The 24527-nt window shown below is 59.7% G+C and carries 22 protein-coding genes; 7 read left to right on the plus strand and 15 right to left on the minus strand.

Going from position 1 to position 24527, the window contains the following annotated elements; genetic code table 11:
• The 4 genes from HCR76_RS15780 (at window position 1) to HCR76_RS15795 (ending at window position 3234) form a co-directional block, all read left to right on the plus strand.
• Entirely contained in the window at window positions 1-849 is an 849-nt protein-coding gene (locus HCR76_RS15780; protein ID WP_166987100.1) for a carbohydrate ABC transporter permease, read from the plus strand.
• 2 nt (window positions 850-851) lie between these two features.
• A complete protein-coding gene (locus tag HCR76_RS15785) occupies window positions 852-1763 on the plus strand; it encodes a PfkB family carbohydrate kinase (protein ID WP_166987097.1) in 912 nt (303 codons plus the stop codon).
• A 17-nt stretch (window positions 1764-1780) separates the two neighbouring features.
• A complete protein-coding gene (locus HCR76_RS15790; protein WP_166987094.1) occupies window positions 1781-2503 on the plus strand; it encodes a GntR family transcriptional regulator in 723 nt (240 codons plus the stop codon).
• A gap of 74 nt (window positions 2504-2577) precedes the next feature.
• Entirely contained in the window at window positions 2578-3234 is a 657-nt protein-coding gene (locus HCR76_RS15795; protein WP_166987091.1) for an HAD family hydrolase, read from the plus strand.
• A 133-nt stretch (window positions 3235-3367) separates the two neighbouring features.
• Here HCR76_RS15795 and HCR76_RS15800 read toward each other — a convergent pair whose 3' ends face one another.
• Genes HCR76_RS15800 through HCR76_RS15810 form a run of 3 tightly spaced genes read right to left on the minus strand, consistent with a single transcriptional unit; the run spans window position 3368 to window position 6997 of the window.
• Window positions 3368-4333 carry an amidohydrolase family protein gene (locus tag HCR76_RS15800; protein WP_166987088.1) on the minus strand — a complete coding sequence of 322 codons (966 nt, stop codon included), beginning with the start codon at window positions 4331-4333 and terminating at the stop codon, window positions 3368-3370.
• The gene (locus tag HCR76_RS15805; RefSeq protein ID WP_166987085.1) at window positions 4326-5609 is read right to left on the minus strand and encodes an MFS transporter; all 1284 of its coding nucleotides are present in this window, start codon (window positions 5607-5609) and stop codon (window positions 4326-4328) included. Before HCR76_RS15805 ends, HCR76_RS15800 begins: the two co-directional genes overlap by 8 nt.
• Window positions 5606-6997 carry a homoserine dehydrogenase gene (locus tag HCR76_RS15810; RefSeq protein WP_166987082.1) on the minus strand — a complete coding sequence of 464 codons (1392 nt, stop codon included), beginning with the start codon at window positions 6995-6997 and terminating at the stop codon, window positions 5606-5608. The genes HCR76_RS15805 and HCR76_RS15810 overlap by 4 nt, the downstream gene beginning before the upstream one ends.
• Before the next feature lie 212 nt (window positions 6998-7209).
• Between HCR76_RS15810 and otnK the strand changes: the two genes are divergently transcribed.
• Genes otnK through HCR76_RS15825 form a run of 3 tightly spaced genes read left to right on the plus strand, consistent with a single transcriptional unit; the run spans window position 7210 to window position 9988 of the window.
• Window positions 7210-8460, plus strand: coding sequence for a 3-oxo-tetronate kinase (gene otnK / locus HCR76_RS15815; RefSeq protein WP_166987079.1), 1251 nt, complete (start codon window positions 7210-7212; stop codon window positions 8458-8460).
• Between the two features lie 5 nt (window positions 8461-8465).
• The gene (locus HCR76_RS15820) at window positions 8466-9149 is read left to right on the plus strand and encodes a class II aldolase/adducin family protein (RefSeq protein ID WP_166987076.1); all 684 of its coding nucleotides are present in this window, start codon (window positions 8466-8468) and stop codon (window positions 9147-9149) included.
• Window positions 9150-9187: 38 nt separating this feature from the next.
• Window positions 9188-9988, plus strand: a complete 801-nt coding sequence (locus HCR76_RS15825) for a DeoR/GlpR family DNA-binding transcription regulator (RefSeq protein WP_166987073.1) — start codon at window positions 9188-9190, stop codon at window positions 9986-9988.
• Between the two features lie 36 nt (window positions 9989-10024).
• Here HCR76_RS15825 and HCR76_RS15830 read toward each other — a convergent pair whose 3' ends face one another.
• The 12 genes from HCR76_RS15830 to HCR76_RS15885 form a co-directional block, all read right to left on the minus strand.
• Complete coding sequence (locus HCR76_RS15830) at window positions 10025-12931, minus strand: FAD-binding and (Fe-S)-binding domain-containing protein (protein WP_166987070.1); 2907 nt, start codon at window positions 12929-12931, stop codon at window positions 10025-10027.
• Window positions 12928-13893 carry a cyclase family protein gene (locus tag HCR76_RS15835; RefSeq protein ID WP_166987067.1) on the minus strand — a complete coding sequence of 322 codons (966 nt, stop codon included), beginning with the start codon at window positions 13891-13893 and terminating at the stop codon, window positions 12928-12930. Before HCR76_RS15835 ends, HCR76_RS15830 begins: the two co-directional genes overlap by 4 nt.
• A 37-nt stretch (window positions 13894-13930) precedes the next feature.
• Window positions 13931-14719 (minus strand): DeoR/GlpR family DNA-binding transcription regulator, encoded by a 789-nt coding sequence (locus tag HCR76_RS15840; RefSeq protein ID WP_166987064.1) that lies wholly within the window; start codon window positions 14717-14719, stop codon window positions 13931-13933.
• A gap of 106 nt (window positions 14720-14825) precedes the next feature.
• Window positions 14826-15782 (minus strand): MaoC family dehydratase, encoded by a 957-nt coding sequence (locus HCR76_RS15845; RefSeq protein WP_166987061.1) that lies wholly within the window; start codon window positions 15780-15782, stop codon window positions 14826-14828.
• Window positions 15783-15796: 14 nt separating this feature from the next.
• Window positions 15797-17023 carry a CaiB/BaiF CoA transferase family protein gene (locus tag HCR76_RS15850; protein WP_198248082.1) on the minus strand — a complete coding sequence of 409 codons (1227 nt, stop codon included), beginning with the start codon at window positions 17021-17023 and terminating at the stop codon, window positions 15797-15799.
• Between the two features lie 92 nt (window positions 17024-17115).
• Window positions 17116-18552 carry an aldehyde dehydrogenase family protein gene (locus HCR76_RS15855; protein WP_166987055.1) on the minus strand — a complete coding sequence of 479 codons (1437 nt, stop codon included), beginning with the start codon at window positions 18550-18552 and terminating at the stop codon, window positions 17116-17118.
• Window positions 18549-19586: an alcohol dehydrogenase catalytic domain-containing protein gene (locus HCR76_RS15860; RefSeq protein ID WP_166987052.1), complete on the minus strand. Its 1038-nt coding sequence runs from the start codon at window positions 19584-19586 to the stop codon at window positions 18549-18551. Before HCR76_RS15860 ends, HCR76_RS15855 begins: the two co-directional genes overlap by 4 nt.
• A complete protein-coding gene (locus HCR76_RS15865) occupies window positions 19583-20389 on the minus strand; it encodes a shikimate dehydrogenase family protein (protein WP_166987049.1) in 807 nt (268 codons plus the stop codon). The genes HCR76_RS15860 and HCR76_RS15865 overlap by 4 nt, the downstream gene beginning before the upstream one ends.
• Before the next feature lie 13 nt (window positions 20390-20402).
• Window positions 20403-21755: an FGGY family carbohydrate kinase gene (locus HCR76_RS15870; protein WP_166987047.1), complete on the minus strand. Its 1353-nt coding sequence runs from the start codon at window positions 21753-21755 to the stop codon at window positions 20403-20405.
• Window positions 21756-21760: 5 nt separating this feature from the next.
• The gene (locus HCR76_RS15875; protein WP_166987044.1) at window positions 21761-22657 is read right to left on the minus strand and encodes a 2-deoxy-5-keto-D-gluconate 6-phosphate aldolase domain-containing protein; all 897 of its coding nucleotides are present in this window, start codon (window positions 22655-22657) and stop codon (window positions 21761-21763) included.
• Between the two features lie 109 nt (window positions 22658-22766).
• On the minus strand, window positions 22767-23660 hold the full coding sequence (locus tag HCR76_RS15880; protein WP_166987041.1) for a carbohydrate ABC transporter permease: 894 nt from the start codon (window positions 23658-23660) through the stop codon (window positions 22767-22769).
• A complete protein-coding gene (locus HCR76_RS15885; protein ID WP_244971555.1) occupies window positions 23660-24520 on the minus strand; it encodes a carbohydrate ABC transporter permease in 861 nt (286 codons plus the stop codon). The genes HCR76_RS15880 and HCR76_RS15885 overlap by 1 nt, the downstream gene beginning before the upstream one ends.
• Window positions 24521-24527: the final 7 nt, after the last annotated feature.

Genomic DNA, 24527 nt, shown 5'->3' on the forward strand with positions numbered 1-24527 from the left:
ATGACTGTCCAGAATCTACCGCTCCGTCCTGTAGAGCGCATTCGCCAACTTCCCGTCTACATCATTCTTGTGATCTACGCGATCGTCATTGCGTATCCGTTGATCTGGATGGTGATCTCATCGTTCAAGTCCTCGACTGAGATCTTCAGCGATCCGTGGGGTCTCCCGTCAGTCTGGCTCGTGCAGAACTATGCAGACGCCTGGGAAACGGGGATCTCTGGCTACTTCATCAACTCATTGATCGTGACGATCATCACGACGCTCGCCACCGTCCTCATTGCTGCGCTCTGTGCCTATGGCATGGTGAGAATGTCGAACAAAGTGGCCAACGTCGTTCTTCTACTTGCGATGGGAGGACTCGTTGTCGCGCCCCAAGTGAGCCTCATTCCTCTGTACCAAATGCTCGATGCCTTTAACCTGCTCGACACATACTGGGCAATGGTCCTCCCGTATGTTGCCTTCCGCCTCCCCATGGCAGTTCTCTTGATCCGTTCAGTATTCCTGGCGGTACCCAAAGAGCTCATCGATGCGGCGACAATTGATGGATGTCGGTCACTTGGAATCCTTCGACACGTCTACCTCCCGATCAGCAGATCGATATTGACGACCGCGGGCGTGCTCACCGCATACTTCGCGTGGAATGAGTTCCTGTTTGCCATCGTCTTTGTCAATGATGACGCGATGCGAACGATCCCTGCAGGGCTCATGTCGTTCCGAGACGCTCTTTCGACAGAATGGGGCGTGCTCCTAGCTGGGCTCGTTATCGCGGCTCTTCCCATCGTTGTCGCGTTCATCGTGCTGCAACGCTATTTCGTCGCAGGAATTACCACTGGCAGTGTGAAGGGATAGAAATGTATCTGCCGAATCAGCTTCGCGAACTTCTCATTCCCGTCGCCGCGCCCTCGTTAGTCGGGGTAGGCGACAACGTGCTCGACTGCTATCTTGACGAAGACCTTGCCTACCCTGGCGGCAACGCCCTGAACGTTGCTGTCTACTCGCGACTGTTCTTTGGCGGAAAGTCGGGCTTCATCGGCATCATGGGAGATGACCGATTCGCTGAGCATCTGCGGCACACTATCGTTGAGGTCGGAGTCGACTGTGAAAGAACTCGCCGAGCACACGGGGCGAACGGAATGGCTTTTGTGTCCCTCGACTCAGATGGCGACAGACGATTCGTCGGCTCAAACTATGGCGGCGTGCAGCACCAGCTGCGGCTCCGCATGACGGAGCAGGATCACGACTACATAGCGAGATTCGCGCGATTGCACACCTCCGTGTACTCATCAATTGAGTCAGAACTTCCGTCGATCGTTGATCGGGGCACCAAAACGTCATTCGACTATTCAAACGACGCGACTGACAGGCTCATTGCCGAAACGGCTCCGTATGTCGAGGTCGGTTTTTTCTCGGCGGGACAGGCAAGTGCAAGCGAAGTCGATGACCTGGGCCAGCGCGGGATTCGTGCCGGTATGCAGACAGTCGTGGTCACCCGAGGGGATCAAGGAGCGGTTGCCTATGAGAAAGGAGCGCGGCACCCAGCGGCGGTGAAAGACGTCACCGCTGTGGATGCTCTTGGGGCAGGCGATGCATTTATCGCCGGATTTCTCGCTGGCCGCGCCGGTGGCCTCGACACGGATGCGTGTATGGACGTCGCGGCGACAACGGGGGCCCTCGCCTGCACAATGCGTGGCGCCTTTGGCTACCCTGTGGTTGCGGGGGTTGACGCGCGGAAGCAGATTCTCAGGCGCTATTCCCATACATAAGCACGAGAGGCGAAATTGTGGTTCGATCATCAGCGTCGCTGCATGAGCAAGTTCGGCTTGCACTTACACAGGAGATAAATGCCGGAAAGTACGACTCCGTCAGGATGCTCCCGGCAGAGCCCGAGCTCTGCAAACGGTTCGGGGTCAGCCGAATTACAGTGCGACGCGCGGTATCTGACCTCGAAGACCTCGGGCTTGTTCGCCGCAGGCAGGGCGCCGGCACTTTCGTTACCGGTGGCGGAGAAATGCTCGGAACAATGACGATCGGGGGGTTCGCTGACAAAGTCACCTCGGGGGGCACGAAATCCCGGTCCGTGAAGCGATCAGACGTGACACAGGCAGATGCCACGACTGCGCAGTCGCTTCAAATTGAAACCGGGGACACGATCTTTCGCCTTGAACGCGTCTTCCTTCTTAATGATGTTCCTCTGTCTCTCGATCGCAGTGTCTACTCGCTCGATCGTTTTCCAGATTTCCAATCAAAGATCGGCGAGGAAACGTCAACCTACCAAGTGCTTCGTGAACAATACGGCGTTCGCTTTGCAGAGGTCCGGCGTGAAGTGCGCATTGGATACACGACCCGGGAGACCGCGGAATGGCTGCAGATGCCAGAACACGACCCGCTGATTGTCGTTGAGAAGGTCGCCCTTGATCCCGACGGTGAGGTCATTCACATCTCTCACGTCGAGACTGCACCGAGCAGAGTGAAACTCAGCATGGTTGCGCGAGACGAGCACTAACGCCTTCCACACGCCACAATTTGACCAACAAGACCGAGGATCTCGAGGGCCAAACTGGCCAGGAATGGAGGCCCGTGACTAGCCACATAGACGCCGTGATTTTTGATTGCGATGGTGTTCTCGTCGACAGTGAAGTCCTCACGATGACAGTTGGGCAACGAGTGCTAGCCGACCTGGGCTGGCACGTCGAGCTATCCACTCTCATCGAAATGTTCGTGGGCTGCACCCATGAATATTACGTCGAGCAGGTCGAGAAGAATCTCGGGCGAAAACTGGAGGACGACTGGTCCCTTCCGTATCGACCCTGGTACGACGAGGCGTTTGCAGAAGATCTTCGTGAGATAGAGGGAATCTCGGATGCTGTTGAGCGTATCGCTCTTCCAACAGCGGTTGCGTCGAATAGTGACCACGAACGGATCCGGTCATCGCTCACGACCGTCGGGCTCTTCGACCGATTTGACGGGCGCATCTGCAGCGCCGAGGATGTGCCGGACGGTAAGCCAGCACCCGATGTCTACCTCAAGGCCGCCGAGACACTCGGCGTAGCTCCCGAACGCTGCATCGCCGTCGAAGACAGCAACGTCGGTGTTCAGGCCGCACGCGCAGCGGGCATGACGGTCCTCGCGTACGAAACTGACATGACACCCGCGGGCTGGTTCGACCGACCAGACATCACGGTCTTCCGGTCAATGGCCGACCTCCCCGCTCTTGTCGATGAACTGTCCAACTGAAGTGCCGTCATTCGTAATTCGTGATGAAGGCCCCGAGATCAGAGCGACCGAGGCTTCGCGACCGGCCAGCGGTCATCGTTCAGCGTCGGTCGGTATCGTGGCACCCGCAGCTGGAGTTCATGTTCAACGAGACTCAGGCAATCGGCGCATAGAGCTTCTGGGCTGTGCCAAAGAAGAAGTCGCGCTTCTCAGATGCTGAGAGCCCGCGCGTGATCTGCGTGTAGCCGTCGACGAGCTCGCGATAGGTCGTGAACATGCCGTCGACAGGGAAGTTGCTGCCGAACATAACCCGCTCAGCGCCAAAGAGCTCGATGATACTCAGCACGATGTCGCGGTTCAGATCCACAGTCCACGGCTTGCCCTCGACACAAAGACCGGATGCTTTCACGAAGACGTTCGGGCAGACTGCCGCCTGCGCCATCGCCTCACTCCATGCTCGGATCGTCTCTGGCTCGCGGTCAAGTAGAACCCCGGAGTGGTTGATGATCAGCGTCGTTGCGGGGTACGTGTCGGCGAGCGCGCATGCTTCCGGCAGATTCCACCAGGGAGTCTGCAACTCGAAGTGGAGCCCGAAGCGACCGAGCAGCTCGTACCCTCGTCGCCACGTCGGATTGCTCATCAACGTTTGGTTACCAGCGACAGCATCCGCCCGTGTCGCGGGCCCGCCTGGCTTGTGGCGCACGCTCCGCACGATGTCGAATTCGCTAAGCGCTTCGAGAGTCGATTCAACGTCGTCGGCATCTAACCAGGCCTGCGCGGCCATCGCCCCCGGAACTCCCGTCTCTTTCGCGACGCCGGCGATGTACCGAACTTCGCCCAACGCGTCGGTCGGATCCCACTCAGCTTCCATATACACCGACGACGTCACCCCGACGTCGCTGATGTCGCGCAGGTAGTCGGAGGCGAGATAGTTCTTTTTGATCGCCGAGTAGTCGCCGTACCGGTGCGGTACATTCCCCGACGGCATCAGCCACGGGTAGAGGTTTTCATCGAGATCCCACACATGGTGGTGAGCGTCGATGATGGGGCCGCCGTACGCGACTCCGGGTGCAAAGTCCGTCGCCGCGGCGGCATCCGTGGGGTTGGATGGCTCAGGCACGGTCAGTCACCGTGCTCTTCGAGCGTGAGAAGTTGATCAGCAGTGATGCGACCGTATACACGGCAGCGCACACGGCGAGGAAGACCAAGACGGCGGTGTACCCACCCGTGACGTCGATCAAGATTCCCGCAACGATCGGAACGATGATTCCCGCCGATGTGCCTGCGAAGTTCATGACTCCCCCGACAAGACCCACCTTGTCGGGCTTGGCGAGCATTGCCGGAATCGACCAATACAGTCCGCCGAAGAGGTTGAAGAATACTCCGACGCTGAGCAGCACGATGGCGACTGTCGGGTTGTCCACGAACGGCAAAGCTGCAAGCGGAATGAAGCTCAGCACGCCTGACCCGCCAAAGAGAATCTTGAACGAGGCGTTGCGCGAGAAGAACCGCTGAAGACGATCCGCAAGAATTCCGCTCAAGATCTCACCGACCGCTCCACACAGGAAGATCACGAATGTGGCGAAGCCCATCGCGGCGAGGTCAAGCCCGCGAGCATTGGCCAGGTAGCTCGGACCCCACGTGACCAACCCCCAGAAGACCATCGCCCACGCAAGTCGACCAACGACCATGGCCGCGATGTTTCCCGCACCGACGCCGGGCTTCTCTTCGTCGGCCTCGACGTCTTGCTGAATGAGAGCGACTTCTTCCTCATTCACGAGAGGATGCTGCTCGGGGCGGTTACGGATGTACAGAGTGACCAGGATGCCGACAACGACCGTCGTCAGGCCGATGATGACGAACGACCAGCGCCACGAACCCGTCATGGAGATCAGCCACGCGACGATAAGCCCACCGAAGGCCGCACCGAGCGGCGCACCGCTGTCGATGAGCGTGATGCCGCTTGCACGTCGCTTCTGCGGCATCCAGTTGGCGACGAGCTTTGATGCCGACGCCATGAACGGAGCCTCGAAGGCACCGAGGCCGAGTCGCGCGAGAATGAGCATGAATCCGTTCACGGCCAACCCGGCGAACGCGGTGAAGAGACCCCAGATGGCGGCTGCGACGCCGATGACCTTGCGCGGACCGAACTTGTCGCCGGCCATGCCCCCGGGAATCTGCAGCAGGCAGTAGGTCCAGAAGAATGCGCTGAGGACGAGGCCCTGAACCGTGGCCGAAATGTGGAACTCTTCGGTGATCGATGGCAACGCAACACCCAGTGCGCTTCGGTCGATGCAGTTGATCGTGTAGAAGATGAACAGGATCACGACGATTGACCAGCGGACGTTTGTCGCCGCCCGTCGACCCGTCGATTTCGAAGTTTGTGTCGCACTCATCGCTGAGACTCCTTAGACGTAGAGGGAAGGGAGTGGGGGTGGTGAAATGCTTGCCATAGTCGGTCGTCGAAGCCATGAAGATCATCGACGGTGATCGTTTGCCCGGCGGGAACATTGCGTACGAGAGTGGCTCCGCCGAGCAGATAGAACGGTGCCGTATCGGCAGGGAGGTCTTCTCGCGCGCTCAGGAACGGTGCGACACCGTCGATTTCATGGTGGTGTCCCTCGACGCGAAGTCTGGTTCCCGCCTCGAGTGCCGTGGTCGCCCGGCCGGCGAGCACGACGTGCTGGTCGGGCGCCGGAACGTCGGAGGTTCCGGAGTGTGCCTCGTAGACCGAGAGCGGGGTTTCAACACCCATGAGGTGGTAGGGACTGTAAATGCAGGCATATGCGCCATCCGAGCTGACAACGTGCCCCTTGGCCTTGAGGAGTTGCCACGTTTCTGCGTCGCCCGTCCGCACGATGACGAATTCGCCGCCCGCGAAGCTCGCTTCGCCGGGAAGCCGAAGCATCGTGAAGACGTCGACTACACCGGGGCGTTCGAGCAGTCCCCCATCTGCTCGCAGCCTGTAGATGTCGGCAAGCTCACTCGGTCGCGCGACCGGGTAGTGCATGTCATCCCGGTCCGTGACAAATCCCGTGTACTGGGCGACAACGGCCATTTCGCAGTAGTCCGCGGCCGCGCTGCGTTTGAACGAGCGCGCAGCTTCCGCACGAGCCGCTACGGTAACGGCAACGTCGGGGCCCAGATCCAGAAGGCCCGCCAGCTCGGGGACCGTTTCGTGCGCATCGAGCATCGATGCTGTACCAGTCGTCGGATCGAACACGAGGTCGTACTCAGCCGATTTGCCGACAGCGACGATGTCGAGGCCCACGGCGGTGATCCAGCTCACAAGCGCGAGCAGGTTGGCCGGCTGATCACCCTTGCCTGGCAGGTAGCGCAAGCCGCGTGAACGCGCGACGCCGGCGAGATGTACGCCCGCGACCGACTCGACTTCTTTGCTGACCATGACGACATGGCGATCATCATCAAGAGCGCGCAACGCGAGCGCGAAACCGACGCTCACGTTCCCCGTGGCCTCCACGAGTACGTCGTACGCGTGCGGTGCGAGAAGAGCGCCATCGGCGATGAGAGCCGTGCGCCCTGCGGCCACCGCGGCCTCGACGTCGCGTGTATCGCGACAGACGGCCCATGACGACCGCGAATACCCGAGTTTGTCGAGCATGACAGCGAGAGAATCGAGGTTCAGGTCGACAAGAACAGACGGCTTCATACCGCTGATGCGGCTCAGCTGTGCCAGAAAGCTGCGCCCGAATCCTCCGCCCGCCCCGGAGAGCGCCACGCCGATCGGGGCATCCCCAACCCGCGCATCCGAGTTTGTCTTCATGTTGACCTTTGCTCCTGCCTCAGCCTCACTGACGAGTCGTTCACATCACTTCACATACCGTAGACGCGCTCGTAAACACTTGTCAATATTATTCACATATTTTAACACTCGGCTGATACACTTCCCACAGATGGCCCGTTCAGATCACGAGCCACATGTGCCGAGACTCCACGACGACAATCCGTGGTTGTTACACCCTGAGGAGAAACAGCATGAGTCAGCTTGGCGCGATTGCTGACGATTTCACAGGAGCCACCGACCTGGCCACGAACCTCGCCGCTCACGGCTTCCGCACCCTCGTGGTTACAGAGCACGGCGTGCGCTCCGGAGCGCTGACCATGTCAACGGCCGAGCAGTTCGACGCAATCGTCTGCGCTTTGAAGACACGAACCGCTCCCACGGAGCAGGCAGTTCAAGACAGCCTGGATGCTGTGAACGCTCTTCGCGAAGCCGGATGCTCCCGTTACTACGTTAAATACTGCTCGACCTTCGATTCCACCGACCGAGGCAATATCGGAACTGTGCTCGATGCCGTCAGTTCGGAGCTGGGCGCCGACCGTGTTGTTGTCGTCCCGTCCTTCCCCGCCAACGGGCGCACCGTCGAGGGCGGGATGCTCAGAGTACACGGTGATCTTCTCGAGAATTCACCGATGCGTCATCATCCGCTGACGCCAATGGCTCGATCTCGTGTCTCGGAGCTCTTGCAGCCTCAGACGTCTCATTCAGTCGCCGAAATCCATCTCGACATCGTCAGGCGTGGCCCTGACGACGTAGCCGCAGCGCTCTCCGGCCAATCAGCGCGGTACGTCGTCGTCGATGCGGTCGCTGACAGCGATCTCGTCGCCATCGCCCAAGCGACACGCGACAGCATCCTCGTCTCTGGCGGCTCTGGGCTTGCACTCGGACTCTCGGGACCACTTGCCTCAGACGCCGCCCAGATTCCACACGTGACAGGAAGACGGCTTGTGCTCGCTGGCAGCGCCTCCGAGGCGACGCGGGGTCAAGTGAACCATGCCAAGCATCAGCTGCCCTGGTTCAAGATCAACACCGAGAAGCTGATGGACGACGAGCAAGCCGTTCTCACCGAGTCGCTGGCATGGCTGGCGGCTCAACCTGACGACGCTCCCGCCCTGATCTATGCCGTGGACTCGCTCTCCGACGTGAAGGGGTCGTCTCCCGAAACGGCAGAGAGCATCGAACGGCTCTTCGGCTCGATTGCCTCGCACTCGACTCATGGAGACCTCAATGTGTCGCAGCTGATCGTCGCCGGTGGCGAGACGTCCGGCGCCGTCGTCTCGGCCTTGGGTATCGACCGGATGTCGGTCGGCCCGCAGATCGCACCTGGAATTTGCTGGGCGCACGCTCGCACCTCTGCGGGTGCGCACGTGAATCTTGCCCTCAAGTCGGGCAACTTCGGCGATGAGAACATGTTTGCGACCGCGTGGGAGGTACTCGAACGATGAGCTTGATGGGCACACGACCGGTCGGCAACGCTGACGTGGCTGCGCTGATCGAACAGGCATCAGCTGACCTTGTTGCAACAGGCGCAGCGATCGAAACAGCAGGGCTCTGCCGCGGTTCGAGCGGCAATATGTCACTTCGCGTTGGCGACGACCTGCTCGTGATGACGCCGAGTGGATCGCTCCTGGGAGACCTCGACCCCGGCGCACTGTCCGTCGTCGCATTCGACGGCCGGCACCTCGCCGGCGAAGCCCCGTCGAAGGAGCTTCCGCTACACCTGGAGATGTACCGCAAGAACCCGAGCCACCGTGCCGTCATCCATGTTCATTCCCCGTTCGCTATCGCGGCCTCGTGCCTCGAACCATGGTCGGAATTCAGCGCACTTCCCCCACTGACTCCGTACTTCGTCATGCGAGCAGGTCAGACGCCGCTCGTGCCATACGCGCACCCTGGCTCCAACGAGCTGGCCGGGCACCTGAGACAGATTAGCCGTCCATTCTCATCGGCTCTTCTGCAGAATCACGGCCAGATCACGAGCAATGCCACGCTTGAGAGCGCGCTGGACTCGGCAATTGAGGTGGAAGAGGCCGCACGGGCGACGCTCCTCACCGCAGGGAAGCGGGCGCGAACCCTCACACCTGACGAAGCCTGCGAGCTCGCAGAGCGCAACGGCACAATGTGGACGCCATAGACTTACTAGCCTGATCGCAGCTGAAGGGAACACACGGAATGGCAGCACGACGCGCCGACGCATCGCCACTCATTCCTGACCAGCGCCGCGAAGCCATCATGCGTCATCTTCGGCGCGATCAGGTGCTCAGCTTCAAACAGCTTTCTGACCTTCTCGGCGTCAGCCACATGACAATCCGCCGCGATGTGTCGCAGCTCGAAGAAGACGGCCATGCGATCTCGATTCCCGGTGGCGCGAAGATCGCCAGCCGCCTGGTCAGCGAGCCGAGCCACGAGCAGAAAACGCTCATCGATTCGGCGGAGAAGGCCGCGATGGCTCAGCTCGCAAGCTCGATCGTGCGACCGTCCATGGCGATCTATCTTGATGCCGGAACGACGATGCTCGCTATGGTGCCGATGCTCGCCGAGATTGACGATCTCACGATCGTGACGAACGACCTCATGACTGCCCACAGCGTGCTGACGAATACATCAGCAGAGCTGATTACCGTCGGTGGCCGTGTCGACCGCGACAATCAATCGACGGTCGGTCTGCTCGCCGCAAACATGCTCGACGATCTCGCCGTTGACATCGCGCTTCTTTCCACAAGCTCGTGGGATCTTCGCCATGGAGTCACCACGCCATCGGAAGCCAAGGTGGAGGTGAAGCGAGCAGCCCTGCGCATGTCGTCACAGGCAGTCCTCGTCGCAGGCTCGTCGAAGTACGGCTCGTTCGGCAAGTACAAGGCGCTCGACCTTTCCGAGGTCGATATCGTTGTCACGGATGGTGGTCTGAGCGACGGTGCCGCAGCGGGCATCCGTGCTCTGAACGTCGACGTTCGCCAGGCAATTCAGGAATAATCACGACACCCTAGGCAATGTCTCCCGAATGTGTAATTAACCGCGAGCGCTGTCGCGCAGGCCACCAGCACTCGATGTACGAGAGGCAAGCAACTCGGCGAGGTGGATGCCCGTCACGTCACTGAGTTGCTCGGCCTGTGTGCGACACGAGAAACCATCCGCGAGAAAAACCGACTTCTCGCTCGCATCACGGAGCGCAGGAAGAAGCGCATTTTCGGCCACGGCCGTCGAAACGTCGTAGTGGCCCTTCTCCATTCCGAAGTTGCCGGCAAGCCCGCAACATCCATTGAGCTGTGTGATGGACGCGCCCAGTTCGTTCAATAACGAGGCGTCGGCGCTGAAGCCCATGACCGAGTGCTGGTGGCAGTGCGGCTGCACGACAATTTCAACGTCATCCAGGCGAGGAAGCTCCGGCGCATCTTCAGGCATGTGTTTCGACGCGAGCAATTCGGCCAGAGTAAATGTGTTGCGCGCAATTGCGATTGCACGTGGGTCGTCGGGGAACAACTCGCGTAGGTCAGAACGCAGCACAGCGGTGCACGAGGGCTCAAGGCCGAGCACCGGAATCCCCGCCTCGACGACAGGGGAGAATTCTTCAATGAGTTGGCTCAGTCGCCTCCGCGCACCGTCGAGCTGTCCCGTGGTGATCCACGTCAGTCCGCAGCAGACCGGTCGCGCTGGAAGCACAACCTCAAATCCCGCATGCTCGAGCACCACTTGCGCAGCGCGGGCGATCGTCGGGGAGAAATTGTCAGAGAACGAGTCGACCCACATCATCACCTTTGGGCTGCCCTTTGCCGCAGAATTCGCTGGCTGTCGACTGCGACTACGAGCACGACTGAACGACGTTGTTGCAAACATGGGAATGCGGCGACGCGTATCCATTCCTCCGATTCCAAGCACAAGCTTTTCGAGCGGTCGGAAAGACGTGATCGCGTTGACGACGCGTGCAAAGGGCGAAGCGAGTCGCGCCCAGCGGGGAAGCCAGCCGAGCACGTAATGAGTTATCGGGCGGAGTCTACCTTTGTATGACTGGTGGAGTACCTCTGTTTTATACGCGGCCATGTCTACGCCCGCCGGGCAGTCGTTGGAGCACGCCTTGCAGGACAGACACAGGTCGAGAGCTTCATGCACCTCGGGCGCTCTCCAATCGCGTTGCACGATCGAACCGTTGAGCATCTCCTGCAGAACGCGCGCTCGCCCTCTCGTTGAGTCCTTCTCGTCTGCGGTTGCCAGATATGAGGGGCACATGAACCCACCGGATGCCGCATTGTCCGCGCGGCACTTTCCGATGCCGACGCATCGGTGTACTGCAGCGGTGAAGTCACCGCCATCATTGTCAAAAGCAAGGCCGTTCACGCTTAACAGAGGCAGAGCGGCCGGACGTCTCAAATCTTCGTCGATGGAGCGGGGGCGCACGACAACACCGGGGTTCAGAATGTCTGCCGGATCAAAGAGTTGTTTGAACTCCCCGAAGGCGTCAATTGCCTCCTGTGAGTACATGTATGGCAGAAGCTCGCTTCGAGCCCTGCCATCGCCGTGCTCACCAGACAAGGAGCCGCCGTGTGACGCGACAAGCTTCGCGGCATCGGTCATGAGCGCGCGAAGAGTGTCTCCGTCTCGCTCCAGCGGAATGTCAAGCCGAACGTGAATACAGCCATCGCCGAAGTGACCATATGGCATGCCTTCAACGCCATAGCCATCAATAAGCTCCTCAAAATCGCGCAGATACTGACCGAGGTTTTCAGGGGGCACGGCGGCATCTTCAAAACCAGGCCATGCTTGCTTGCCAGACGGCGTTCTGCCGGCGAACCCGGCACCGTCTTCACGGATTCGCCAGACTGCGCGCACGTCACGCTCGCTGTCAATGATGCGAGAAGATTGGGCTCCGGATTCTTTGACGAGGTTTCTCGCTCGCGAACGCGATTCGACTGAATCATCGCCTGAGATTTCAACGAGCAGCCAGCCCTCGCCGTCAGGAAGAGCCGCAACAGCGTCTGCGCCCCGATGGCCCCGAACAGCGTCTACCAGTCGAGGATCAAGCCCTTCGATCGCACCAGGGCGGTGTTCGATGAGGCTGGGAACATCGTCTGCTGCTGCGATCATGCTCGGGTAGCCGAGCACGACAAGCAGAGGCCGCGAGGGTACCGGAACTAAAGACACTGTCGCGTCGAGAACCGTGACACAGGTGCCTTCGGTGCCCACAAGCGTCTTTGTGAGATCGCGACCGTTCTCAGGCAGAAGATGTTCAAGTGAGTAGCCCGACACCTGTCGGCCGAATCTGCCGAGTTGCGTCCGGATCGTGCTGAGCCGACGCTCCGTCAGTTCTTCGAGTCCCAAAACTGCATCAAAGCCAGAGCTGGTAGAGAACCGGCGACCGGTACCGTCGATGACGTCGAGCTCACGAACGTTCTCAGCTGTTCTTCCGAACTGCAAGGAGTGTGATCCACACGCATTGTTGCCGATCATTCCACCAATAGTGCAGCGCGCCCACGTGGACGGATCGGGTCCGAAGCGGAGCCCGTGCGGAGCCGCCGCCGTCTGCAACGTTGCCATGACGGTGCCCGGCTGCACGCGCGCAATGCGAGATTCAGGGTCCAGGTCGAGAACACGGTTCATGTGTCGTGAAAAGTCAATGACGATTCCGGGCCCGATCGAGTTGCCGGCAACAGAAGTACCGCCGCCACGCGATGTAATGGGCGTTAATGTCGATCTTGCTACGTCTTCGACCGCAAGCACGTCATCGATGTCCCGTGGGAAGACGACAACCTCGGGAACGACGCGATAGTTCGACGCGTCTGTCGAGAACTCGGCGCGACGTCGTTTTGAATCGTCGACGGTTCCCGAGACGTCAGAGCGAAGGCGGTGCACCAAATCAGAGAGTCGGCCATCAGCGGCGATTCGCTCCGCGGAGGGATCGGTTTTCACTGATCGATCACTCATTTCAGCGCGAGGGCATTCGCCGGCGAGCCGATCCCGCCGACCTTGTGGAGGGGCGCCGCTGTGAAAAGCCCTTCATAAATCTCGTCTGTCGCGCAGTCTTCTGCGAGCGCAGCAAGATCAAACATCTCCCCAAGTGCCATCCCCAGCAGTGGGATGAGCCGGTAGTGAAGAAATCCATCGGCGTCGCCCGTGTAAAAAGGCATGGCCTCGACCGCAGGGCAGTCGGCGACAATCGCCGAGACATGTCTGTCCCACAGCCACTCGGCGCTCGCCCGCTCATTCGCGAGTCCTGGACAGGCGAACTGCTCACCGTCTCCCATTGCCTGACGTGCATCGGGAGAGAGCCCTTCGTACCATTGCGTCCATCCGAAGTGCAAAAGCAGAATGTCTCCTATGCGCAGCTTGACACGCTGCCAGTCGAGCACATCGTCGATTTCCGCTACTGTAACCGGCGTTCGCTGCGAGCAGTCGAGTTCATCTCCGTGCACTTCGCGGTAGCGGGCGATATCGGCGAGAACGAATCTCCCGGCAATGCCGCGGCGCGCCCAATTATGGATGCCGAGTCGAGTGTCCGATGCGCCACTGACATCATCGTGGGCGAACCCGTTGTAGTGGCCATGCAGAGGGTGCTTTACGTGAGCTAATGAATCCCACTGGCTGGATGCCTGAGGATACAGCATTGTGTAACGATCATCGAGTCCAGCATCCTGCACTATCACCTCGTGTTGGGGCGAGCCTCGGCCAAGAATGGCCGGGCCTGGAAGTTCAAGATTCCAATTGAGCGAGAACACCTTGCCCTGAGTGACTGCTGCCGCAGCATCGCGCACGCGATCAGGCGAGAGAAGATTGAGAGTTCCAACCTCATCGGCTTCGCCGAACACACCCCACGATGACTCGTCTGGACTGCCGTTTTGGCCCAGCTGCCGATACTCGGGCAGCTGGGCTCCGCCTGTCTGGTTCATCTTCTCTCCATACGCACGCCTGCCCTCGGCAACGCGACTATTCTCGTTTTCCACGTTTGACGCTTCGCGTCGTCTCAACGCGGATGCCACTCTTTTTCAGTTCCGCGACCTGCTTACGGTCGGCTTTTGCGTCAGTGATGAGCACATCCACGTCTTCAAGAGGTGCGAAGACAGACATATGCGATTCACCAATCTTGCTGCTGTCGGCGACGACAATGACCTTCTTCGCACATCTGACCATCGCCCGCTTCACCGCCCCTTCGAATGAATCGGGCGTTGAGAATCCTCGGGTGAGAGAGACCCCATACGTTCCCATAAACGCTACGTCGATGTCGAGAGATTTCAGCTGTTCAAGCGCCCAGTGGTCAACAGTTGCGAGCGTTGTAGAACGCAGACGACCACCGAGAACGTGCACGGTCAGCAACGGGTGGCGCACAAGGCTCTCCGCGATCGGCATCCCATTCGTGACGACCGTCATCTCTCGGTTTTCGGGGATCATTGCAGCCACCTGAGCGGTCGTCGTACCCGCGTCAATGAGAACGGTGCCGTGCTCGGGTAAATGGGCGAAGGCCGCTTTGCCGATTGCACGTTTGGCGCCCGCCTGGATGTCGGTGCGCTCATCCACGTCTGGCACCGACGCAACAACTTCAACAGGGACGGCGCCGCCGTGAACCCGTTTGAGTAGGTTCTGCTGTTCGAGGAAGGTCAGATCACGCCTGACCGTCTCACTGGACACCCCTGTGTTCTCGGCTACGTCAGCGACGTCAACACGCCCATGTTCGCGAGCTTCCTTCACGATGAGCTGCCTTCGCTCCAAAGCAAACATCTTGTCCTCTCCCACTATCTGCACCGCATCCGCCTCCTAGCGCAGGGACGGTTACCCGGTCTGCGAGCAACCGCCCCTCATACTTCACCCATCAGGAGGGTACAATTCACTGCAACTCGGTCGTCGCCTTTGCCCAAGCAACCGCCACGAGACGGCCGTCCTGGTCCTTCGCCCACAGTTCGGTGAGGGTTGTCGTTCTGTCCCCTTCACTCGACTCCTGCCCAGCAATCTTCCCCGTCACAGTGATCGTCGAATCGGGGTAGACCGGAGCGAGAAACTTTGTCTTAATGTAGCCACTCGTAAACCAGTCCGCACCGAAGAACTCTGTGCAGAGCTCAGAAAAGTAGCCCGCCGTCTGCAAGCCTTGGGCAATTGTGCTGTCGAGCCCATGGCTTTTCGCGAGTTCCAAATCGTTGTGGAAGTTGTGCTCGTGCTCGCCCACGAAAGAATACACAGAAATCTGATCCTGAGTGAGCGTCTTCGACAGACGGGGCAGCGGCGCACCGACGTCGAGCCTGGCTGCCGGCTTCGACACGACGGAGGCGCTGGATGCCTCAGGAACGATCCGATCAGCGGACGGTTCTGCGCTCGACCGACCAACGACGTCGCCGGGATGCACCTCCATCACCTCTGCTCCTCTGTGGGAGATGAGGAGTTTTCCACTGCTGTCGCGTGCCTCGGCTTCCATCACGATCACGCCGCCACCGCGGCGCACGTACTTGTCGACATAGCGACCGGTGATTGTCACTGTCTCGCCGACGGGAACGGGCGCGTGAAATGTCAATTCCTCCTCAGTGTGCAAAGCCGAGCCAACGCGCTCGTAGACGGTGCAGTAGATCGTGAGCAAGTCGTTTGCCAGAAGAGAAGCGTGTGCAACGGGGCCGCCGAAGGGCGAGCGGTCGAAGTGCCACGATCGATAGTCATCCATGCAGAACGCATAGCGTTTGATGAGCCCATCCGTCACATCAACCGTGATCGGCCCTAGTTCCTCCGGAGTCTCAACTCCAGCGAATGTCTGCGGTTTCGTGCCTGAATCTCTGGTGAGATAAGTCTTCTCGTCCACGTTGATATTCGACATCAGATGACGCCCTTCTTGTGTAGTGATTCGATTCGTTCGGATGGAATGCCGAGAATGTCGGCGAAGACAGACTGGTTGTGCTCCCCTGCCTGCGGCGGCGCCCAGCGGAATTGCACGGGTGACTTCGAGAGTTTCACCGGATTGCCATAGAGCACCAACTCGTCACCCTCAGTGTCGACGGTCTTGATGAGCATGTCGCGCTCCCATACCTGCGGGTTGCTGACCGCGGTGGGAACATCAGCGACGACTGCACACGGGATGCCGACGCGAGCGAAAACCTCCTCGACCTCCGCCCCGGTTCGTGTAGACGTCCACTCTGTGACCAGCGCTTCAGTTGCCGTCTGGTTTGTCATGCGAGCACCCACAGTATTGAAGCGCGAATCACTGACCAGTTCCGGTCGCTCAAGGATTTCTATGCACAAACGCGCCCAGAAAGCCTGCGTCCCCGCGTGAAGATACACGTATCCATCTGTTGTCGCGAAGATATTCGCCGGCGAATTGTAGTCGTCCCGATTGCCGTTATTCGGTGGCAGTTCCCCTGTGACCAGGTAACCGGGCAAGGAGGTTCCCATCGCAGCCATGAGTGCGTCGAACACGGCAAGGTCGACAACCTGCCCCTCGCCCGTCTTCTCACGATGGTGAAGCGCGGCGAGCGCTCCTACCGTCGCGTACGCCCCGGCAAGCGAGTCCGCGGGGAAGATCTTGGTCAAGATCGGCACCAGGTCAGGCTGCGCATTGATGTTCATCAATCCGGAGGATGCCTGGGCAATGCAGTCGAACAGAACTTTGTCGCTCAGCGGACCGTTCTTTCCGAAGCCGGAAATTGAAACGACGATGATGTCCTCGTTGACCCTCCGCAGTTCCTCGAGACCAAGCCCCATCTTGTCGAGCGTCCCCGGGCGAAAATTCTCGACAATGATGTCAGCCCACTCGGCGAGTTGAAGCAGGATCTCTTGGCCCTCGACACTGCGCGTATCAATGGTTACTGCGCGCTTATTGCGGTTGAAGAGTGCCGTGTAGAGACTCTTCTCTTTGTACTGAGGCTCGTTTCTGCGCGTGTCTTCACCGCCTAGACGCTCGACCTTGATCACGTCTGCCCCGAGATCACCGAGATTCTGTGCACACTGAGGACCAGCGATGAATCGCGACAGGTCGAGCACCCGCACGCCAGTCAATGCACCCTCTCGGGTCGAATCCCACGATGCCGGCGTCATACCGGACAACATTTCGTTAAGCACTCCTACTGTCTCCAATCATGAAAGAAGGTTCGTTTATGTGTCGCATCGAACCGGGCGAAACGGTCCGCAGTCGCGTCTGACTAATCGATGCCGATGTAGACGGATTTTGTCCAGGTAAAGAAATCGACTGCATGTGCGCCCTGCTCTCTATAGGTGTTCGTCGAAGAGTTCTTGACGCCGCCAAACGGCACGTTCAAATCGACACCGCCCGTTGGACGATTGACTTTGACGACGCCGGCTTGAATGGAGTTCGCAAAACGGTGAATCGCCCGGGCATTGTTCGTGACGAGCCCGGCCGAGAGGCCGTACTGCGAATCGTTGGCAATCTCAATGGCGTCTTCGAAATCAGTTGCCGCAAGCACGGTCGCGACCGGCCCGAACACCTCTTCACGAGCGATGCGATGCGTGCGCTGTGCTCCCGTCACCACAGCCGGATTGAGGAAGAGTCCGTCGCGCTCAACCATCTGCGAGACGATCCGAGCCCCCTCGTCCTCGGCGATACGCAGGTAATCACGATCTGTCTCCAGCTGGCTATCACTTACAACGGGACCCATGCGCGTCGCTGCATCGAGACCGTCTCCGGCGCGATACCGCTCTGCTTCAGCAACGAGAGCGTCGGTGAACTCATTCAGAATCCCAGGTGTGCAGATGACACGGCTCGTTGCTGTGCATGCCTGGCCTGTCAGCCCGAATGCACCAGCAGAAGCGATCTCGGCGGCTCGCTGAGGGTCAGCGTCGTCGAGCACGACGAGAGCGTTCTTACCACCCATTTCAGTCTGCACCCGGATGCGTCGTGCTGCCGCTTTGTCTTGAATCGACTGGCCTACCGACGTTGAGCCAGTAAACGAAATAGCCGAGACGTCGTCGTGTTCAACGAGAGCGTCACCGATTACTCCTCCGCTGCCGAACACGATATTGAAAACTCCGTCTGGCAATCCTGCCTCCTCGAGAGCATGGGCAAGGTGCCAAAGAGAGACCGGCGTGATCCCTGCCGCCTTCACCACGACTGCATTTCCGCTGATCAGCGCTGGCGCCGCTTTCCATACAGGAATAGCAATCGGGAAATTCCACGGAGTAATGAGGCCGACGACGCCCAGCGGTTCTCGCTGACTATAAACGAACGTATCCGGTGCTGCGGACGGGTAGGTTTCTCCGTTCATGCGCCGCCCTTCGGCCCCGTAGAAGCGGAGGGTCTCGGCAGCACGCATCACCTCACCACGTGCCTCAGCAATTGTCTTGCCCTCTTCGCGAGTAAGGTCCGCCGAGATCTCGTCCGCCCGGCGTGCGAGAATGTCGCCAGCCGACGTCAGGATGGTGCCGCGAGCGACGGAGCCAATTCGGGCCCAGTCGCGCTGTGCATCGTGAGCGGCCCGAACTGCCTTGTCGACGGTCTCTCTGTCTCCAACGGGCGTTGTTGCGACGAGTTCTCCGGGTCGAGCGGGATTGAATCTCCTCTGCTCAGGAGTTCCGAAACGCTGACCGCCGATTATGTGGCGAATATCATGTGACGTTGTCATTTCTGCTGCTCCGTTCCGGCGCGATGCGCGATCAACGCCTCCCGATCTGCCGGCGAGACGACGACCTTCATTGCATGCTTGCTGCGAACAAGGTCGATCCCATCGGATAGTTCTTCGAGAGGGAGTGCGTGGGTAACGAGGGATTCGAGCGGGGCAGAGATCTGCGGCAAGAGCTCAACGGCGCGCTGAAAGCTCTGCCGGATCGCCATCGAGCCGATGATCGTCAGTTCATGCCAGTTGACACGGTATGGCGAGAGTTCGATCGTCTGGTCCTGTGGAGCCACGCCGAGCATCAGCATTGAACCGCCTCGCCGCACGAGTGTCACGGCTTGCTGAATTGCCGCAGGAACACCCGTGGCGTCAACGACGACATCCCATAGCGATTCGTCGTCGAAGTCGTCTGCCGATGCTTCGCATCGGATTCCCCACGAGCGCGCGATCTGCTGACGCGTCTCAGAGAGCTCGACCATCTGCACTCGTGCGCCGCCCTCGATGAGCAGACTGGCGGCGAGCATGCCAATGGTTCCCGCGCCAAAGACGAGCGTCTTCTTGCCAAGCACCGGTCCGAGTCTGTCCATTCCATGCAGCACGCAGGCAAGAGGCTCGGAAAGCACTGCACGATTCCACGAAACGCCTTCATCGAGTACGACACACGATTCCTCACGCGCGACGACGTACTCCGAAAAACCGCCAGGGAATCGCGAGCCGTGGCCGCCCTTGTCAGGGCAGAGATTCGGCCAGCCACTCCGACATTTGATGCAATGACCGCACGAACGCGATGGGTCGACGGCAATTCGGTCACCGGTCTTCAGGCTAGAGACGCATTCGCCCACGGCATCGACAACTCCGACGAATTCGTGCCCAGGGATGGTGGGATAACGCACAAGTGCGTTATTGCCGGCAAGCGTGTGCAGGTCGGTGCCGCAGAGCCCACACGCAACCACTCGCACACGAACCTCGTCTGGGCCAGCCACAGGCAGGTCGCTCTCGACAATCTCGAGAGCGTTGGGCGCGGTCAGCAAGGCGGCCTTCATACGATTTCCTCTTTGTCGAGTCCGAGGAATGCCACGGTTGCTTCGAACTGCGCTTCCAGCATTCGCAGGCCGCTGTGCGTCACACAGCCACGTGTGCGGGCTTCGGCCAGCAGAGCAGTCTCGGGCGGACTCATAATGACATCGGCGACGACGGTCCCTGCCGTCAGAAGGTCAGCGTCAAGAGGCAATGGATCGGACTCTTTCATGCCGACACTCGTGGCGTTGACGATGAGATCAAATTGACCAGCGGGCATTCTGTCTGCTTCTGCCATGCAATCCGGATACGCCGAACGGATACTTTCGGCCAGTGACTCTGCTCGTTCAGCAGTTCGATTGGCGATCGTCACGCTCGCCGCGCCAGAGGCTGCCAACTCGAACGCAATTGCTCTTGCCGTGCCTCCGGCACCCTGCACAAGAACTTTCGCGCCCTCGGCGGAGACTCCGTTATCGCGAAGACTCCATACGAACCCTGGCCCGTCCATTTGGGTTCCCGTCAGCGCGCCATCGCCGGCACGCCTGATGACATTCGTCGCACCGCACAGTCGCGCCGCATCGGTCAGGCGATCTACCTGCTCGATCATCCCTTCTTTATGCGGGATGGTGACGCCGATTCCGACGAGGTTTTCCCACGAGCGTGCAGCTGTGGCGAAGTCGCCGATACTCTCGGGCGAGACGTGAACAGGAACCACGACGACATCGATGCCCCGTTCTGCAAACTTTCTGTTGTAGAGTTCGGGTGTTTTCGCATGCGCGATTGGGTCTCCGATCAGCGCATATGTTCGGGTATGTCCAGTGATTTTCATTCGAATCGTCCTTTCACAGCTTTTCGACGGCCGGTTCTGGAACCGACAAAGCATGGGGATACACGTCGGCAGCGACACCAGCGATGAGCGCGGCTCCGACGCCGGTTGCTTCAGTTACTGATGAGATGTTGAGCCGGCGACGCACTGACGCTGTGCGCAAACGTCTGAACGGGATGCTCCGATACCAGCCGCCGGTAGACACAACCCGATCGTGCTCTCCGCTGAATCGTTCGAGCCTGTCGATCGCATCGTCGAGTCTGACGCCCGCAGCGGCAACGGCGCTCTGCCACGCTGCGACTGGCTCTTCGATGTTCTCGGGAACACGCGACGTTGCCGCTCCGTCGTGAACGATTTCGGCAGCCCATTCGGCAGTCTCGCGTGTTCCGCCGGAGAAGTCGGCCGACGAATTGAGCTGTTCAAGCTGTTCGCGTGTCATAACTCCAAGAAGAGTGAGCACCGTCGAGAGCCGCCCGCCCGTTCCCAGTCCGGCCATCACGAGGTGTCTGTCCGGAACCACATGTACGCCAACGGTGAGGCCCGCACCCACGGCGCGAAGCGTCGTGGATGCATCAAGGGGCTCACTCGCGCACAGCACGGCCTCGCCCGTGCCTATCGAATCGAGAACGTCCGAATCGCCCTGCGCTCGCGTCCCGATCGCTGCGCACACGTGGTCCTGACCCGCGACGGTGAGAACAGCACCATCGAGAAGGCTTCCTGAGCGACCTATCCCCCACGTCGCACCGGCCCTCTGTGGCTGCGCCATGCGGTCTGCATCGACCCCCGACCAGCTCAGCAAGTCGGGTTCCCAATCATGTGTATGAATGTTCATCAATCCGGTGCGAGCAGCGAGCGACAGCTCCGCACGCGGCTCGCCTCCGAAACGACGTGCTATCCATTCGGGGAGCGACTCCCACCGCACACCATTCATCGACGCACGCGATGCTGCCGACGCCTTGATCTTGATCGCGGAACAGCGCACGCTTAGGGGTAGTCCCGTCATCGACGAGAACCAGCGCGACGTCAGTTCTGCGGAAAGCTGTTCACGCTCAGCCCGCCCCCGCTCATCAAACCAGGCGTACGCATCAGACCACACTGCACCGGCATCGTCGACGAGAAAGCCTGCCTCCGCCATGCCCGTCATGCCTGCCGCAATGACGCGAGGATCTGAGATCTGATCGAGGCACTGCCGCAACACATCTTGGGCAGCCGCCTCGGTTGCTGTAGCAGACATCGTCGTGCCGAGCTCGCTTCTGTCCCATGGCGTCGCCACGCTGGCCATAGCCAACTCATCGCCGTCAAGCGAGACAGCAACAGCCTTGAACGACGTGCTGCCCAGGTCGAGCCCGACGAGAATGTCACGTGTCATTGCTGTCACCGACCGCTGCTGAATGCCCGAATGAGCGTTGAGAAGGAGTTGACGATGCGAGCACGCGCCTCGTCTCGGCTCAGCCCATCGAAGTAGTACGCCTTGAGCGGCTCAAACCAGATGCTGCGGCCGACAGCGAAACCGGTGAACCCCTCGACTCCAGCTGCCGTCGCGAGCCAGGTTTCGACCTGCGTCACGCCGGCCCCATTGCCGAGAACAATACAGCCGACGTGATCACGACCATCTGCTCGCGCCTGGCCGGCGACAACCTTGAAATCGGCCGCGCTGGGGAGTCCAACGACCTTCCACAGGTCTGGTTCTATTCCAGCATCCTGATACTGCTTGATTGACTCTCTGAGCAGTTCAGTTTGCAATTCGTCGACGAAGCGTTCGTTGCTTCCGTCGACCGAGTCCAATTGCTCGGGCGTGGCGGGAAGCAGAATCTCTAACATAAGCGCGTAGTCATTCTGTTTGCACCACCGTGAGACTTCGAGCGTTCTCTCGAACTGGATGCGCTGACGTTCCGCGTCGTCACCTGGGTTGTGGAACACCAGAAGTTTGACGATGTCTGGGCCGAATGCCGTGACGTGCTGTGGATAATCGTCGCCGTATTGGTACTCGATAATCTTCGTGCGACTCGCCTCGACGGGCATTGCAAGCGTGACGCCGTTGTCTGCGGCGAAACGGGCGGCATCGGCTCCGTACTCTTCGTCGATCAGCAGCCCGACCCCGGCAGCGCCCGACGCGGCAAGCTCTGCGGCTGCTTCGGCGACGAGCTGTTTGCCATCGCTCAGCCGTTCATACGCGGCAGCCTCGCTCTCGTCGGGAGTACCGAGCATGTCTCTGAGTACCTGGCGGTGATCGAAGGCTAAAATGTGGATGGGATCAAACAGCGTGGACAACAAAACTCCTCAGTTTTCGATTTCTCGAGCGAACTTCTGGTTCGCGTGACTTGTGGTTGTGAGCTGGGCTATGTGCTCGCCCGCGCATCACATCGCAGATTGCATTCGGCTACCCTTTGATCGCACCGGCTGTCAGGCCAGAGACCAGGTACTTCTGCAAGAGAACGCACAGTATGATCGGTGGCAGTACGGAGAGCACAGCAACGGCCGAGACTTCTCCCCATGCGAGTTCGAAGCTTCCGGCATATTTTGCTGCCGCGACGGTGACCGGCGTCGCATCCGAGGTGGTGAGAACCGTTGCGAAGAGATACTCCGACCAGGTGAACAGGAACGTCAGCAGGCTGGCCGCCACGATTGATGGCGCGAGCATCGGCGCTGAAATGACCGTCAGAACTCGCAGGATGCCGCAACCATCGAGGGCCGCTGCCTCCTCAATTTCGCGCGGAAGATCCCGGAACGCAGCAACGAGAATCAGCAATGCAAGGGTCAGCTGCACGAAGGTGTTGACGATGATCATGCCGTAAATCGTGTCGAGCATCCCCAGCTCTCCGAAGAGAAGGTAGAGGGGTATGACGAAGAAGATCGCCGGCATCAGACGCAGCGAGCTCACGAACTGCAGAAAACGCGATCCCCCGAAAGACAACCGGGCAATGGCGAATGCCGCCGGGTAGGTGAGAAGCAGCGTCAGTACGACGGACCCCAAACTGATCAGCACGCTGTTGATCAAGGCCATCGGCAGTTCGGATGCTGACAGCACATCGACGAAATGCGTGAGAGTCGGGAGAAATGGGAACGAAAGCGCTCCCTGCGCGATGTCCGCCGCCGGTTTGACGCTCGTGAGCAGTGCCCCGATGAGTGGCATGTTCAGAATGACGGCGGCAACGGCAACGGCAACGGTGACAACGAGCTTCTTCGGCCAGCTCTTGCGCCTTGTCGACGAAACAGCCCTAGACGGAAGGTGAAGTGCCTGTGCTGTCTCCGGGGATGCAAGTGTGTCAGCCATTACGAGACCTCCTTCTTTACGCCGGTCTGACGAACGACAACGGGCACGAGCACGAGGAGAAGCACAAGCATGACCACGCTTGCGGCCGACGCGACCCCGAAGTCTCCATCGACAAATGCTTTTCTGAAGATGTAGAGGCTGACGGTGTTTGTCGAATTTCCTGGCCCGCCACCCGTCAGCACGTAGATGATGTCGAATGATTTGGCCGTGTCGATGAGGCGCAGGAACAGCGCGATTGCGATCACCGGGCGCAGATGAGGGAGTACGAGGCTCCAGAAGATGCGCCAGTAGCCAGCGCCATCGACGCGCGCCGCCTCACGCTGCTCTTCAGAGAACGACTGAAGTCCCGCGTAGCAGAGAAGAAACACCAGAGGAGTCCAGTGCAGAGTCTCTGCTGTGAACAATGTCGGGTACACCCAGGTCGACGAGAACGGATGAAACTCAGTCCCGATCAACTTGAATAACGCGGGGATCAGCCCCATGTTGTCGTTCAGCCCGAGCCGCCAGAGCAGACCCATCAGCGACGAGGCAACCATGATCGGCAGAAGGATCACCGTGACGAAGAACTTCTTAAAATAGAAGCGCTGCGAGACAAGAAGCGCCAGCCCAAGACCGAGCGCAACTTCTACGGCCACAGTGACACCGGTGAAGATAACGGTAAACCACACGGTGCGCCAGAATTCCCCATCGGTGAGAACATCCGTGTAGTTGTCGATGCCTGTAAATGTCACCTCGGGAGTCAGGAGCGTTCTCTCCTGCACCGACGTTAAGACCCCGTACGCCAGTGGGAACACCACGATGAGAACAAGGAAGATGAGGAGCGGTGCGCTGAGTCCCCAGCGCACCGCGCCTTTGTACATCGATGAC

The sequence above is a fragment of the Paramicrobacterium chengjingii genome (assembly GCF_011751765.2).
In the GTDB taxonomy this organism is placed as follows: domain Bacteria; phylum Actinomycetota; class Actinomycetes; order Actinomycetales; family Microbacteriaceae; genus Paramicrobacterium; species Paramicrobacterium chengjingii.

Excerpts from the sequence above, each read along its gene's own strand:
- HCR76_RS15885 (WP_244971555.1), bottom strand. The coding sequence starts at position 24,520 with ATGTACAAAGGCGCGGTGCGCTGGGGACTCAGCGCACCGCTCCTCATC.
- HCR76_RS15870 (WP_166987047.1), bottom strand. The coding sequence starts at position 21,755 with ATGACACGTGACATTCTCGTCGGGCTCGACCTGGGCAGCACGTCGTTC.
- HCR76_RS15780 (WP_166987100.1), top strand. The coding sequence starts at position 1 with ATGACTGTCCAGAATCTACCGCTCCGTCCTGTAGAGCGCATTCGCCAA.
- HCR76_RS15830 (WP_166987070.1), bottom strand. The coding sequence starts at position 12,931 with ATGAGTGATCGATCAGTGAAAACCGATCCCTCCGCGGAGCGAATCGCC.
- HCR76_RS15860 (WP_166987052.1), bottom strand. The coding sequence starts at position 19,586 with ATGAAGGCCGCCTTGCTGACCGCGCCCAACGCTCTCGAGATTGTCGAG.
- HCR76_RS15805 (WP_166987085.1), bottom strand. The coding sequence starts at position 5,609 with ATGAGTGCGACACAAACTTCGAAATCGACGGGTCGACGGGCGGCGACA.
- HCR76_RS15825 (WP_166987073.1), top strand. The coding sequence starts at position 9,188 with ATGGCAGCACGACGCGCCGACGCATCGCCACTCATTCCTGACCAGCGC.
- HCR76_RS15850 (WP_198248082.1), bottom strand. The coding sequence starts at position 17,023 with ATGTTGTCCGGTATGACGCCGGCATCGTGGGATTCGACCCGAGAGGGT.
- HCR76_RS15865 (WP_166987049.1), bottom strand. The coding sequence starts at position 20,389 with ATGAAAATCACTGGACATACCCGAACATATGCGCTGATCGGAGACCCA.
- otnK (WP_166987079.1), top strand. The coding sequence starts at position 7,210 with ATGAGTCAGCTTGGCGCGATTGCTGACGATTTCACAGGAGCCACCGAC.
- HCR76_RS15840 (WP_166987064.1), bottom strand. The coding sequence starts at position 14,719 with ATGTTTGCTTTGGAGCGAAGGCAGCTCATCGTGAAGGAAGCTCGCGAA.
- HCR76_RS15880 (WP_166987041.1), bottom strand. The coding sequence starts at position 23,660 with ATGGCTGACACACTTGCATCCCCGGAGACAGCACAGGCACTTCACCTT.
- HCR76_RS15810 (WP_166987082.1), bottom strand. The coding sequence starts at position 6,997 with ATGAAGACAAACTCGGATGCGCGGGTTGGGGATGCCCCGATCGGCGTG.
- HCR76_RS15855 (WP_166987055.1), bottom strand. The coding sequence starts at position 18,552 with ATGACAACGTCACATGATATTCGCCACATAATCGGCGGTCAGCGTTTC.
- HCR76_RS15785 (WP_166987097.1), top strand. The coding sequence starts at position 852 with ATGTATCTGCCGAATCAGCTTCGCGAACTTCTCATTCCCGTCGCCGCG.
- HCR76_RS15820 (WP_166987076.1), top strand. The coding sequence starts at position 8,466 with ATGGGCACACGACCGGTCGGCAACGCTGACGTGGCTGCGCTGATCGAA.
- HCR76_RS15835 (WP_166987067.1), bottom strand. The coding sequence starts at position 13,893 with ATGAACCAGACAGGCGGAGCCCAGCTGCCCGAGTATCGGCAGCTGGGC.